Annotated in this window: 12 protein-coding genes; 3 read left to right on the forward strand and 9 right to left on the reverse strand. The window is 45.1% G+C overall.

The annotated features are described in order from the left end of the window. Nucleotides 1-1,320, forward strand: coding sequence for an AarF/ABC1/UbiB kinase family protein (locus tag Q0L00_RS18040; protein ID WP_297338295.1), 1,320 nt, complete (start codon nucleotides 1-3; stop codon nucleotides 1,318-1,320). Between the two features lie 48 nt (nucleotides 1,321-1,368). On the opposite strand, the gene Q0L00_RS18045 is transcribed toward Q0L00_RS18040, so the two are convergent. Further along, nucleotides 1,369-1,932, reverse strand: a complete 564-nt coding sequence (locus Q0L00_RS18045) for a GNAT family protein (protein ID WP_297338296.1) — start codon at nucleotides 1,930-1,932, stop codon at nucleotides 1,369-1,371. Next, nucleotides 1,932-3,053: a histidinol-phosphate transaminase gene (locus tag Q0L00_RS18050; RefSeq protein ID WP_297338297.1), complete on the reverse strand. Its 1,122-nt coding sequence runs from the start codon at nucleotides 3,051-3,053 to the stop codon at nucleotides 1,932-1,934. The genes Q0L00_RS18045 and Q0L00_RS18050 overlap by 1 nt, the downstream gene beginning before the upstream one ends. A gap of 199 nt (nucleotides 3,054-3,252) precedes the next feature. On the opposite strand from Q0L00_RS18050, the gene Q0L00_RS18055 reads away from it, so the two are divergent. After that, complete coding sequence (locus Q0L00_RS18055; RefSeq protein WP_297338298.1) at nucleotides 3,253-4,044, forward strand: hypothetical protein; 792 nt, start codon at nucleotides 3,253-3,255, stop codon at nucleotides 4,042-4,044. 21 nt (nucleotides 4,045-4,065) lie between these two features. Here Q0L00_RS18055 and Q0L00_RS18060 read toward each other — a convergent pair whose 3' ends face one another. From Q0L00_RS18060 to topA, 7 genes are all read right to left on the reverse strand, one after another. Continuing rightward, a complete protein-coding gene (locus tag Q0L00_RS18060; RefSeq protein WP_297338299.1) occupies nucleotides 4,066-5,274 on the reverse strand; it encodes an MFS transporter in 1,209 nt (402 codons plus the stop codon). Continuing rightward, a complete protein-coding gene (mgrA, locus tag Q0L00_RS18065; RefSeq protein WP_297338300.1) occupies nucleotides 5,264-6,283 on the reverse strand; it encodes an L-glyceraldehyde 3-phosphate reductase in 1,020 nt (339 codons plus the stop codon). Before mgrA ends, Q0L00_RS18060 begins: the two co-directional genes overlap by 11 nt. 20 nt (nucleotides 6,284-6,303) lie before the next feature. After that, nucleotides 6,304-7,638: a YfcC family protein gene (locus Q0L00_RS18070; RefSeq protein WP_297338301.1), complete on the reverse strand. Its 1,335-nt coding sequence runs from the start codon at nucleotides 7,636-7,638 to the stop codon at nucleotides 6,304-6,306. After that, complete coding sequence (locus Q0L00_RS18075; RefSeq protein WP_297338302.1) at nucleotides 7,635-8,753, reverse strand: serine hydrolase domain-containing protein; 1,119 nt, start codon at nucleotides 8,751-8,753, stop codon at nucleotides 7,635-7,637. Before Q0L00_RS18075 ends, Q0L00_RS18070 begins: the two co-directional genes overlap by 4 nt. Then, nucleotides 8,750-10,099 (reverse strand): NAD(P)-binding domain-containing protein, encoded by a 1,350-nt coding sequence (locus tag Q0L00_RS18080; protein ID WP_297338303.1) that lies wholly within the window; start codon nucleotides 10,097-10,099, stop codon nucleotides 8,750-8,752. The genes Q0L00_RS18075 and Q0L00_RS18080 overlap by 4 nt, the downstream gene beginning before the upstream one ends. A gap of 54 nt (nucleotides 10,100-10,153) precedes the next feature. Continuing rightward, on the reverse strand, nucleotides 10,154-10,846 hold the full coding sequence (locus tag Q0L00_RS18085; protein ID WP_297338304.1) for an NAD-dependent deacylase: 693 nt from the start codon (nucleotides 10,844-10,846) through the stop codon (nucleotides 10,154-10,156). Between the two features lie 71 nt (nucleotides 10,847-10,917). Then, nucleotides 10,918-13,242 carry a type I DNA topoisomerase gene (topA, locus tag Q0L00_RS18090; protein WP_297338305.1) on the reverse strand — a complete coding sequence of 775 codons (2,325 nt, stop codon included), beginning with the start codon at nucleotides 13,240-13,242 and terminating at the stop codon, nucleotides 10,918-10,920. 156 nt (nucleotides 13,243-13,398) lie between these two features. Between topA and Q0L00_RS18095 the strand changes: the two genes are divergently transcribed. Beyond that, nucleotides 13,399-13,866, forward strand: coding sequence for a histidine phosphatase family protein (locus tag Q0L00_RS18095; protein WP_297338306.1), 468 nt, complete (start codon nucleotides 13,399-13,401; stop codon nucleotides 13,864-13,866). Nucleotides 13,867-13,976 lie beyond the last annotated feature (110 nt).

Genomic DNA, 13,976 nt, shown 5'->3' on the forward strand with positions numbered 1-13,976 from the left:
ATGGCAAATCAAGTGAAAGAGCAAGAAGCCATTCCGGTTTCAAAAGTGCAGCGTGCGGCCAAATTTATTTCCACCGGAGCAAAGGTGGGAGGGAATTACGTCAAGCATTATGCTAAAAAAATGGTGAATCCGAGCTTGGATAAAGAGTCCTTGCATCAATCCAATGCGAGCGACATTTACAATTCCCTTAGTCAACTCAAAGGCTCTGCACTGAAGGTCGCTCAGATGATGTCCATGGATAAAAACCTGTTGCCTCGGGCTTATCAGGACAAATTTACCATGGCACAGTATTCGGCTCCGCCCTTGTCCTATCCTTTGGTCGTGAAAACTTTCCAACAGCATTTTGGCAAAAGCCCGGAACAGCTCTTTGAAACCTTTACCCGATCTGCGGTAAATGCCGCCTCGATTGGCCAAGTGCACCAAGCCACCAAAGGAGATCATGTCTATGCAGTAAAAATACAATATCCCGGCGTAGCCGATTCGGTCAGTTCAGACTTGAAATTGGTTAGACCCTTTGCCCTTCGTCTGTTGAATATGAACGAAAAAGAGCTCGATCACTACATGGGAGAGGTGGAAGAGCGATTGGTGGAGGAAACCGATTACGTTTTGGAGATAGAACGATCCAGGGAAATTTCTGAAGCTTGTGCACACATTCCCAACCTGAATTTTCCCAAGTACTACGATGAGTTGAGCTCTGAGCGCATCATCACGATGGATTGGATCAAAGGCCTTCACATCAAAGAGTGGATGGATACCCATCCGAGTCAAACCTCCCGAAATCAGATCGGTCAGGCCCTTTGGGATTTTTACCATCATCAAGTTCATAACCTCATGCAGGTTCATGCGGATCCCCATCCGGGTAATTTCATTATCCAGGAAAACGATGTGTTGGGGATTATTGATTTTGGCTGCGTCAAAGTAATTCCAGAGGATTTTTATCACGGTTATTTTTCGCTGATCAAGCGGGAGCTGCTGATTAACGAGGAAGAACTGAACCAAATATTTTATACCTTGGAGTTTATCTCAGATAAAGACAGTGAGGTAGAGCAGGCCTATTTCAAAGGAGTGTTCAAGGAAATGATTTCGCTGTTGGGCAAACCTTTCCATGTGGATCGATTTGATTTTGCCGATGATGGGTTTTTTGAGCAAATATTTCAATTGGGAGATCGAATTTCCAATGACAAAATGTTTAAAAAATCCCGTCAGGCGAGAGGTTCCCGTCACGGCTTATACATCAACCGAACCTATTTTGGGCTATACAATCTGTTAAATCAGCTTCAGGCAGAGATTGACACGACCAAACCGGATTGGTTGAAATAAGTTGTTGTTTTGTGATTAGTTGAGATTAAAAATGGCCTCTACACGGGGTCATTTTTTGTTCCAGCGGGCTTTTAATTCCGGCCACTCACTTTCCAGTACGCTGTAATAAATGGTGTCTCTACGTCTTCCGCTGCACAGTAAGGTATGGCTTCGGAGGATTCCCTCTTCGGTAATCCCCATGTTCAGCAAAGCTTTGCGAGCAGGAAGATTGAGCACATCGGTTTTTATTTCGACTCGTTTGAGGTTCAACTTTTCAAAGGCATAGTCCAGCATCAAAAACTTCATCTGGGCATTTACTCCAGTTCCCTGAAATTTTTTGCCCAGCCAAGTCCATCCAATTTCAATGCGTTGATCTCGCTTCGCATAATTGCCAAAAGCTGTGGACCCCATCAGTTGGCCACTGCTTTGGTCCCTTACCACAAACTGTACCCGTTCACCGGTGAATCCAGGTTCAGCCCATTTTTCAAACTCCTCCTTTTGGCTCAAATCGAAAGTGAAATATTCCCATAGGGTTTTGTCTTGGCAAAGCTCCTGTAGAAAGGGGAAATCCTGCTTCTTAAGCGGACGGAGCCCGATGAATTCATTTTCCAATTCAACTTCAGGTAGTGGCATTATCCCATCACTTCTTTGAGGGTGGTAGTAAACATTGCTACTTCCTCCGGCGTGCCGGTGGAGATTCTACACCAATCGTTCAGTGGGGGGAAAGGTCTGCCGATGATGATTCCCTTGTCTGCGAAAGTTCGGTTCAATTCGCCAATATCACGTCCGGATTGGAAGAAGACAAAATTGGCATGTGACTCCAAATAGGGCAAGCTCAATTCATCCAGGGTCTGGGTGATCGCGTTTCGAGCTTCAAGTGTTTTTTGTAAGGAAAAATTGTAAAACTCCTGATCCTGCAAGGCGGCTTTTCCAGCTTCAATAGCCATGATATTGGTATTTGCGACCACTCGTTCACGTAATTTTTTGGCCAAATCAGGTTTTGCGATCAAGTAACCCAGTCGAATCCCCGCCAAGCCATAAGCTTTGGAAAAAGTTCTGGAAACAATTACGTCCATTCCCTTTTTGACCAGTTCCACCATGGAAGGGTAGTTGGGTTCGGTAATGTAATCGTAATAGGCTTCATCGCTGAATACCACTGTTTTTTTACTGACCGTTTCACAGAAATCCATCACTTTCTGAGCGGGAAGCAACTTGCCTGTGGGATTGTTGGGATTGCAAAGGAAGACCAGTCGGGTGTCAAAGGAAACGCGCTTTTCGATTTCTTCTAAATCAAAGTCTAAGTCCTTGTTCAGCGGTACCCAATTGATATCGGTGCCCCACAGCTCTGCATAGTCCATCATGGACAGGAACGTAGGCGCGCAACTGATGATTTCTCCGCCTTGGCCAAAGGTAATTCCAGCCACTTTAAGTCCTTCGGTGGATCCGGCGACCAGCACAATATGATCTTCGGGAACGCCTTCTTTTTCGGAAAGCATCTTGACTAAGCCTGCATTGTAGCTCCAAGGATAGCGACAGCCCAAGTCAAAATGATTGGTCATGGCTTCCCGCATTTTTTGGGATGGACCAAAGGGATTTTCGTTTGAGCCCAGCCGGATAGGACCGTCTAGCGGTCTTGGATTAAATTTTTTGATCTCTTCAGCAGTCAGCGAAGTGCTGAGATGCGATCCGACCAGCGCAATTCCGGTGCTTAATCCTGCTTTTTTGATCCAAGATCTTCTTGATATTCCTTTCATTCTTTCTTCAATTTGTTAGTAAAATACCAAGTTTTTTTGACAATGCTTAAAAAAATGACAGTTTTGATTAGACTTTATTCAAATTCTGTTTTTATGGCTAAATAAGGTTTTGAAAAAATTTCCTTCTTTTTATTTGCATTTATACAGAATTAATTTTTAAATTATACGAAAGCACAATAACCCTTAACCTCTATCTGTCATGAAAAAAATTCTGTTTTTCTTGGTTTGCGGGTTGCTATGGTCCACTGTCCTCAGTGCCCAGCAAACACGTTATATGGTATTCGAATTTATCAAAGTTCAAAACGATCAGCTCTTTGATTACATCGAATTTAAGGACTTGATGGAAAATGTATACCGTCAAGCGCGAAATGATGGTCAGATTGTAGGATGGGACTTTTGGTCACTTCAATCCGGGGCTCCCAATGCAGCTTTTCAATACATCATGGTGACTCATTACAATGATCCGGTAAAGATGATGAATGGATTAGAAGAAAGTCAAATGCAAGAATATACCAAAATTGCCTATCCGCATTTGAATGAAACGCAAGTTCAAAAACTGTTTCAAGAATCCCTTTCCATGCGGGACATGCCGATGCGCCTTTACATGAAGGAGATTGTAAGCACCAATGATAATTTTCAAATGAAACCTGGTGTCCTTGCTTCCTTTGATTTGATGAAGGCAAATGAAGGGAATTTTGATGCCTATGAAACCGCAGAGATGGAAGTTTTCAAACCCATCCATCAGCGCAATATTGAAAAAGGCCTGATGGGGCATTGGAGCTTGCTTAGAACGGCTTTACCTTTGGGTTCTGAGGCGGCTTCGACTCACTTAACCTTAAATATGTATAAGGATTACATGCAGTTTTTCAATGCTCAAGCCTATGAGGATATCGAACAAACCGATGAGCAGCGGAAAAAAGTAAATGAAGGGCTCAATTCCCGAGACCAGAAATGGGTATATTTGGCAACACTTGAGAATGTAGTACGTTAATAAAATAAGTCCGGTTTGTGATTACGCAGGGAGACTCTCAGACGGGGTCTCTCTATTTTTTTGAAAAAATTTAAAGAGTAAAAGTCCGGCCGCCGGACCGATCACCAAGCTTCCCAGCACCGTGGTGGGGGGAAAATAAGTAAGTAAAAACTGCCCGAGCTGAATGGAAACGATAGTCAGGGAAAATCCCATGCAATTGACCAAAGTTAAGGCTGTGCCTCGGTACATGGCTGGGGTTGCCTGGGCCACCAAGGCGGAAAACTGAGGAGAATCTGCCGTTACCAGCATGCCCCAAGCCAAAAGAAAGGGAAGAATCAAATTTGTGGGAATACCAGGAAACGCAAAAAGGATTAAACAGCAAATTCCACTGCCGAAAAGTGAGATCAGGGCGGTTTGCTCACTTCCGATCCGATGGGCAATGATTCCACCGATGGCACAGGAAATGCCTCCAATCCCAATGATTAAAAAGGAATATATTCCATTTTCAAAGCTGGTTAATTCATAATTTCCCAAACTATAGAGTAGGGCCGGAACGAAGGCCCAAAAGGTGTACAGTTCCCACATGTGCCCAAAATATCCTGAGGCGGCACTTTTTAAGGCAGGAATTTTACTCAAGCTGGGGAGTACTCCCCAATCAAACTGAAGGTTTTTCCGTCGATAGGGTCCATCCGGAACAAAAATACCGATCAGTAAGCCGCCCAAAACAGCCAATCCGGAAGTCATCCAAAAGATCAATGGCCAGTCGTATTGGACATCGAGTGCCCGGATCAAATGGGGAAAGGCCGTACCTAGGACCAAAGCTCCCACCAAAAAGCCCAAGGCTGCCCCCAATCCTTTTTCGAAATAATCCGAGGCGATTTTCATTCCCACCGGGTAAATGCCAGCCAAAAAAAATCCAACCATAAACCGAAAGCTCAACACCAGTCCAACCGAAAGTGGAGCTAGGGTAATCAGCAAATTAAAAAAGGCAGCCAGCAAAGCACTGATCAGAAACACCACTCGGGGTGAATACCGGTCAGGAACAGAAAAAACCGCAAAGATCAAGGTTCCGGAAATAAAGCCCAATTGGACGGACGAAGTAATCCAGGCAGTCAGGTCAGCTTGGTCTAGCAACAGACTGATCTGGGGGATGGCTGCATTGCCAGCAAACCAAAGCGAAGTGCCTAGGAATTGAGCGATTACGATCAAAATCAAGGCACTTCGTGGTTTTAGTGGTGGCTTAGGCTCCAAGGATGGTTTTGATTTTTTGCAACTCCTCTTCGGTGAATTGGGTGTTTTTGATCGCATGGACATTGTCGTCCAACTGTTCGGGTTTGGATACCCCGACCAGCACCGAAGTCACTCGGGAGTCTTTCAACAGCCATGAAATCGCCATTTGGGCAAGGCTTTGTCCCCGATCAAGGGCAAGGGCATTCAGCGATTTGATGGTTTGCAGTTTATCCTCGCTGATTTGGGCTGGCTTGAGGTAACGACCGTCTTTGGCAGCGCGGGAGTCTTCGGGGATTCCCTTCAGGTATTTATCGGTCAAAAGTCCCTGCTCCAAAGGTGAAAAGGGAATACTTCCGATTCCTTTTTCCCCTAAGACCTCCAAGAGCCCATCCTCAACCCATCGGTCCAACATATTGTACCGGGGTTGATGAATGAGGAGTGGGGTGCCTATTTCTTTTAAAATCTGATAGGCTTTTGCGGTATCTTCGGCATTGTATTGGGAGATTCCGACGTAGAGTGCTTTTCCCTGTCTTACCAATTGATCCAAAGCTCCCATGGTTTCTTCAAGTGGGGTATCAGGATCGGGACGGTGATGATAGAATATATCCACGTAGTCCAATCCCATTCGCTTGAGGCTCTGATCACAACTCGCGATTAGGTACTTTCTTGATCCGAAATTCCCATAAGGTCCCGGCCACATATCCCAGCCAGCTTTGGAGGAGATCAAAAGTTCGTCCCGGTAAGCCTGAAAGTCTTTTTTTAGGATTCGACCAAAATTTTCTTCTGCCGAGCCAAAGGGTGGTCCGTAATTATTGGCCAGGTCAAAATGACAAATCCCCAAATCAAATGCTCTTCTGAGGATTTTTCTACCTAAGGTAAAATCGGCATTATGACCGAAATTATGCCAAAGGCCCAGGCTGATTTCAGGCAGGCGTAATCCACTTTTTCCGCAGTAGCGATAGTTCATTTGTTCATAGCGGTCGGCTGCAGGCTGATAGGGTAAGAGTGGATCGTGATCGTTTATTTGCATAGGTTAACAGGTTATTGGATTTAAGAGAACCAAAATAAGGCGATAAATAACGATATCAAACTTATTCCTGCGAGCATCAGCCAACTTTTTAGAATAAACCGAATCCAATCGGGGTAGGGGATGCCGGCTGCGGCGATGACGGCCATCATTCCCCCATTGGTGGGCGTGAGCATGTCCATGAGATTGGTGGCATACTGGGTGGCCAGTACGGCAAGCTGACGGGAGATGCCCAACAAATCCATCAGGGGGGTTGCCAGCGGGATGGTCAAGACGTTTTGTCCGGAAGTGCTGGGGACCGGGATGTGGATCAAACATTGGCTCAAAAATAAGCCGAGGACAGCGATTTGATCCGGCAAGCCCTCCAAGGGAGAAAATAAAGCAAAAATAACCGAGTCTATGATTTGACCTTTTTGTAATATCAAATAAACCGCCCGAGCCAATCCCACGATTACCCCGGCAAAAATCAGTTCCCCAAATCCGGCAGCATAAGTTTTTGCCGTACCGTTGATGCCCAATTTCCCAATCAGTCCACAGAAGATTCCAATGAGCAAAAATAAACTTGACATCTCATTGTATCCCCAGTCTTGCTGGGTAATTCCCCAGCCCATGAGAAGAATTCCCCCTAGCGAGAGGGTGAGAATCAGCCCGTTTCTCCAGCCGATTTTTGAGGGTGAAAAGGCAAGCTCTTCCTGGGATCTCTGTGGGCTTTTTCCCTTTCTAATCATTAGAAAAGTCCAGAGCAGCAGTGCGATAGCAAAGCAAATTAGCCGGAAAACTACTCCTTCAGCAACCTCGAGTTCAGCTAGTTTTTGTCCCAGCAGTCCGTTGAACGGATTGATGGGTGAAAATCCTGCACCCAACAGGGAAGAACCCAAAGTCAACCCTACGATCGCTTTGATATCGTATTGGAGTTTTTTGGAAAGAACCAGAAGAATGGGAACCATGGCAATGATCTCTTCCTGCATGGCAATGGTAGCTCCTGCCATTGCAAAGGCCACAGAAATCAGAATCAGCAAAATGAAGGTATTTCCTCTAAACCGATAGATTAGGGATTCCACCCCCACTTGCAAAGCTCCTGTTTTTTCGACCACATAAAATGCCCCTCCGATCAGTAAGATCAATACCAAAATATCACTTCCCAAAATAATTCCTTCGGGAATGGACAAGGCCATCTCTTCTAATCCCAAGCCCATTTTTTCTTCCGGTTCAAAACTCCCCGGTACGACAACTTCTCTGCCGGTTTCCTGGTCCAGAACCCGTTCAAAGGAGCCGGAAGGGATAAAATGAGTGGCAATCCAGGACAAGAGGATAAAAGCCAGTAAGATAACAAAGGGATGTGGAAAGGTGAATTTCATGGGCTTGGGTCTAGAAAGGGTTCCAATTGCTCGGCTAACTGTATTCTAAAATCCGCTTTATCGGCGGTGTTGGAAAGGATGATTAAGCCATTCCCTAGGTCGGGATCAAACAGAAGCAAGGAGCTAAACCCACCTTCACCCCCGAAATGTCCCCAATAGGTTTGATTTCCGAGTTTCACTTCCTGAAACCCGGCAAAGCCTGAATTTAACCTCAGCCAGTTCAGGTGGGGCTGTAAATAGCCCAATTCTCCACGGCTCAACTGGATCAGCGCTTTGAGTAAGTCATCTGTAGTACTGATTATTCCGGAGGAAGGATCGGGAATTACCTCAAGCTTCAGGGGGTACTCTTTTAATCGCTTCCAAAGAAAAGTTTTTTCATACCCTTTGGTGGGTAAACTTTCTAAGGGAGAGGTGGTGGTTAGGTAACTCTGGTTCATTGCCAGCTCGAGTTGCAAAAAATGATTCATCAGCTCCTCAAATGGACGTTGGGTATTTTTTTCCAATAAATGTCCCAAGAGCATAAAATTAAAATCACTGTAGGTAAAGGTGATTCCCGGCTCCAAGCGGCTAGGTTTTGAAAGTGCTTTTTGAATTTGATTTTCAAGCAATCGGGGTTTTTTAAGCCCCAGCCATGCGCCAAAATTGGGTGGATCTTCCAGTCCGGAATGATGGGTTAGAAGTGAAGAAAAGGTTAGGGGCTTGATTTTGGGGTATTGATCGGTGAATTCCGGAAAATGGGAGGCTATTTTACTTTCAGGCTGAATTTCCTCTTGTGAAAAATAGGAGGAAATAAGCAGGGCTGTAAATAGTTTTGAAATAGAGGCGACCGGAAGGGGAGTCCTTGAAGTTAAACTGTCCTTGCTTGCTAGATTGGCAAAACCCACAGCTCTGCGGTAGGTGATCTTGGAATCTACAATTAAGCCGACTGAAAGTCCGGCAAGTTGGTTTTGGTTGAGGGTGGTGATTAAAATGGAATCAAGCTGATCCTTTTGATTCATCGTTCCCATCGGAACGGGTAGGCTAACCTTAGGATAGCTCCGCCACCATTCTATTCCGATCAAAGCCAGAAAAAGAATGGAAAAAACCACGACAATTAATTTGAGCTTTAACTTCATCGCTCAAGTGATTCAAGGGTTTTGATCCGCGCTGCGGAACGAGGATCCTTGGAAATATAGTCTCTGGGCAGCTGCTTTTTGAGGGCTTTGACAAAACGGTGGTAATCCACCGTGATCGTGTGGCGTGGGGTGTCGATTTGGTTAAAATCCGGATTTTTGACTTCTTTTTCACTCAGTTTTGCGATGTCTTTGGGTCTTTTCCATTTTCCAGCAAGCTCCTGAGCCATGAGTTTACTCTGTAATTCAGCACCCGGCCAAATGCAGCCAAAAGGCTGAAACATCCCGATGAAATAAAGATTGGTATACTCAGGGTGGAACATTTTTAAGTAAAGTTTGACCGGACCGCTGCTGTAATCGATGAAATTTTTGTCAAAAAACGGATGACTGAGCCAATAGCCCGTACAGGCCACAATATGGTCAAATTCCTCTTTTCTGCCGTCCTTGAATAGGACTGTTTTCCCCTCAAACCGCTCAATGTCCACGCGTGGTTTGACTTTGCCATGCCGGATTTTATGCAGCAATTCGTCATTGATGGTCGGATGTACCGCAGCAAAAGACGCTGTAGGGGCTTGGAGTCCATAGGCTTCATTTTTTCCGATGATTATTCTCAATAGCCAGGCATTTAGGGCCATTCGGATTCTGGGTGGAATCCATTTGCTCCGTTCGGCTAGCTGGTCGGTGGGCATTCCAAACAGAAATTTGGGCACAATGCGATAGCCTCGTCTCCAACTGATGGCTGTTTTTTCGGATACTCGGCTGGTCTCCACGGCCACATCGCATGCCGAATTTCCACCCCCAATTACAAGTACTTTTTTTCCTGCGAAAGGAGCCGCTTTTTTGAACTGATGCGAATGGAGAAATTCACCGGTAAACTCGCCCGGGTAGGAGGGATAACGGGGTTTCCAATGATGCCCATTGGCAACGACCAGATGGGTAAATTGCTCAGTCTTGGACTCGCCATCGATTTGGTAGCTGATCCTCCAAGTTTGAGGGTCTACCCATTGGCAGGTTTGGACCAGGGTTCCAAAACGGATGAAGGGGTAGAGATTGAATTTCTTGGCATAGGCCTGGAAATACATTTTTAATTCCTCATGCGAAGGATAATCGGCCACCTCAGGGTCAAACTCATCAAAGGTAAAATCTTCGTATTGGGAGAGGGTTTTGGAGGAAATGATATGGGTAGTCTCAAATACACTGGAATGGCTTTCCTGTTCGGAATAGATCCAATTTCCTCCTACCTCCTGATTTCGGTCAAAGGCAATTGCATCGATCCCTAAGTCCAATAAATTTTTCAGGGCGGTGATTCCAGAAGGTCCAGCTCCAATAATGGCTACTTTGACTTGCATAGGTATGGATTAAATCAAGCTCCAATTTATCTTTTTTAGCCCAACCTTTTTCGCTTAATTGGATTTGATAATCAAATCTTTGACTTTTTCCATCCCCAAACTGGCATTTTCAGGGATGGCAATGAGGTTTTTATAGGATTTAGTTGTGGGCAGCTGAGGATCAATCAGGTAAATCGGGCAATTGGCAGGCACAAAATCCAGCAAACTCGCTGCTGGATAGACTTGAAGGGAGGTGCCAACAATTAAAAAAATATCGGCCTTTTCCACCCAACCGATCGCCTCTTCCATCTTGGGAACCGCTTCTCCAAACCACACCACATGGGGGCGAAGTTGACTGCCCTTCTCACAGGTATCCCCGATCTTAATTTCCCAATGATCCAGCTCATAGATGAGGCTGGGATCGATTGAGCTTTGGGCTTTGTTGATCTCCCCATGCAAGTGCAAGACTTTTGATGAACCAGCCCGCTCGTGAAGACTATCGATGTTTTGGGTAATGATTTTAACCTCAAGGTGGTGTTCGAGTTCGGCCAGAATCAGATGGGCTTGATTGGGTTTACAGGCTCGTTCTTGTTTTCTTCGTTGATTGTAAAATTCAAGGACCAGCTGCTGGTTTTTTCGCCAACCCTGAGGCGTAGCCACCTCCAGGATGTCATGGTTTTCCCATAATCCATTACTGTCGCGAAACGTTTTGATTCCGCTTTCCGCAGAGATTCCTGCACCGGAAAGGACGACGAGCTGTTTAGACATTTCCTTGTTGATTGGTTAGACTAGGGAATGACCAAAAGTAAAAAAAGCCAGTTAGAGACTGGCTTTTAAGCTTATTTTTTCTTCGAAAACCGACCTCCTCGTTTTTTGGGTTCGGGTTGATTTTCGATGATTTCTAGGGTTTCCTGATAGGTCAGCTCTTCAGCTTCCTTGTCTTTTGGGATTTTATAATTGTTTTTTCCAAACTTGATGTAAGGGCCCCATCGTCCATTGAGAATCTGGATTTCAGGATTTTCTTCAAAGCTTTTGATGTGCTTTTTGGCATCGGCTTCACGCTTGGCTTTGATGAGTTGAATGGCTTCCTCCTCGTTAATGCTGAGCGGATCCTGCTCCTTTTGTAGGGAAAAGAAATTACCGTCGTGACGGATGTAAGGACCAAATCGTCCAATGGCAGCCACCATTTTTTTGTCCTCAAACATGCCCACGTCCCGAGGAAGTTTAAAGAGCTCCAGCGCATCCTCAAGGCTGATATTTTCAATAAACTGTCCCTTTTTCAAGCTGGCAAACTGCTTATCTTCATCTTCACTTTCGCCGATTTGAACCAGGGGACCAAATTTTCCTAATCGGGCAGTGATCGGCCGGCCACTTTCGGGATGGTTCCCCAAGAACCTACTGGTATTGACATCCTGTCGGGAAACCTGCTCGGTTTCTTCTACGCTGTGGTGAAATTTTCCGTAAAATCCATCGATCATATCCTGCCAGTCCTGACCTCCTGCGGCGATATCATCAAATTCCTTTTCGACTTTTGCCGTAAAGTTCACATCAATGACATTGGGGAAATGTTCGACCAGAAAGTCATTGACCACCATGGCAATATTGGTGGGGAAAAGTTTTTGTTTTTCCGCTCCGGTGATTTCTGTTTTGGTACTTTCCTGAAATTCTCCTTTGCCAATAATCATTTCCTGATATTCTCTAGGGGTACCATCCCGGCTTTCCTTGATGACATAATCCCGCTTTTGGATCGTGGAGATGGTGGGGGCATAGGTGGAAGGTCGGCCAATGCCGAGTTCTTCCAGTTTCTTAACCAGGGAGGCTTCCGTATACCGGGGAGCCGGTCGGGTAAAAGATTCCCGTCCTTTCATTTCCAGAAGCTTCAAGTCCTGTCCGACCTGCATGGGAGGGAGAAGGGATTTGCTGCTGCTTTCTTCCTCCTCGTTTTCCTCGTCGGTACTTTCCAAGTAAACCTTTAGAAATCCATCAAATTTGATCACTTCTCCCTGAGCGCTTAAGGTTAGATCGGAGTTGGAAATGGCAATACTTACATTGGTTTTTTCCAATTCGGCATCCGACATTTGAGAGGCAATTGCCCGCTTCCAGATGAGTTCGTATAATCGCTGCTCATTTCGGTCACCGCTGACTTCAGATTTGGAAAAATCCGTCGGTCGGATGGCCTCATGAGCTTCCTGTGCACTTTCGGATTTGGTGCTGTATTTTCTTGCCTTATGGTATTGACTTCCAAAGTCATGTTTAATGGCATCTTCAGCCGATTTCATCGCGTCATCCGAAAGGTTGACGCTGTCGGTACGCATGTAGGTAATTTTCCCCGCTTCGTAGAGCTTTTGGGCAACAGACATGGTTTGAGCCACAGAAAAATAAAGCTTTCTACTGGCTTCTTGCTGAAGGGTTGAAGTAGTAAACGGGGCTGCAGGAGATTTTTTGGCAGGTTTTTTCTCCAGGTTACCCACAGAAAATTCCGCTTGGAGACAATTCTTTAGAAAAGCTTCAGCTTCTGCCTTGGTGGGGAATTTTTTGGGTAATTCGGCTTGGAAACTTTTGCCTTCTGCCTCAAACTGAGCGGTGATTCGAAAAGAAGATTTGGCTTTGTGGGCTTCGATTTCCCGCTCACGCTCTACAATCAGCCGAACTGCCACAGACTGAACGCGACCTGCTGAAAGTCCAGTTTTGATCTTTTTCCAAAGTACTGGAGAAAGCTCAAAACCCACCAAACGATCCAAGATTCGCCTTGCCTGCTGGGCATTCACCAAATCGTAATCAATCCCTCTGGGATTCTCGATGGCTTTGGTGATGGCATTTTTGGTGATTTCACGAAAAACGATCCGCTTGGTGTTTTCATCCTTGAGATTGAGAACTTCTTTAAGATGCCATGAAATCGCTTCTCCCTCGCGGTCATCGTCACTGGCCAGGTAAACCATCTCTGCATCTTTCACTAGATTTTTGAGGGTTTTAATTACCTCTTTTTTATCAGGTGTGACTTCGTAAGTGGGTTTAAAACGATTTTTGATATCAATCGCTTTGTCGCCCTTAGGCAAGTCTCTTATGTGGCCATAACTGGAGGTCACTTTAAAGTCCTTACCCAAATAGCCTTCGATGGTTTTTGCTTTGGCAGGTGACTCGACGATTACTAGATTTTTTGACATAGAAAAGGCAAGAGTTGATGAGCCTAGGGCTCGATTTGAAAAGCTAAAAATAGAGGGCATTGTTTTCACCTCCAAATAAATGCTAGAATGGATGCGTTCGAGAAGGAGGGGATTGGCTTTTTTTTTGCATAATTGTACCAAATAAACCAGCTATAGATGAAGAAGTTATTTCTCCTGCGTCATGGAGAGGCAGGTTTTGGAGAAGATACGGATTTTAAACGGAGATTAACTACTCGAGGGAAATCTACGGTATTAAAAGTGGCCAAGTCTGTCCGAAAAGACCAAGAATCCATCGATTTTATGTTTTGTTCCTCAGCCAGCCGAACGCAAGAGACGGCTGAAATCTTTGGAAATGAGGTTTTAATCAAAGCCAAAAAACTGGATGAGAAAATTTATTCCGGGGATCTGAATTATTTGATTTTGCTTTTGGAATCCCTTCCTGATACCCTAAGCTCTTGCCTTATCGTAGGGCATAATCCGACCATCAGTTTACTGTTGTCCCTGCTTTCGGACAGTGCCTATATTAATTTGCAACCGGGAAATGTAGGGATCATAGAATTTGAACTCGACAGTTGGAAATTCATCAGTCGAGGGTCGGGTATCTTAAAAGAAATCATCTGCTAATTAAATAGTAAGGTCGGCATAACAAAAGAGGCTGCTTTTCCTGGCAGCCTCTTTTTGGTGTGCCCAGCATGGGCGATAGCTATAGGGTGCAAGTCCCGAACACGCCTTGG

The organism is Algoriphagus sp. (genome assembly GCF_024305035.1).
Taxonomy (GTDB): Bacteria; Bacteroidota; Bacteroidia; order Cytophagales; family Cyclobacteriaceae; genus Algoriphagus.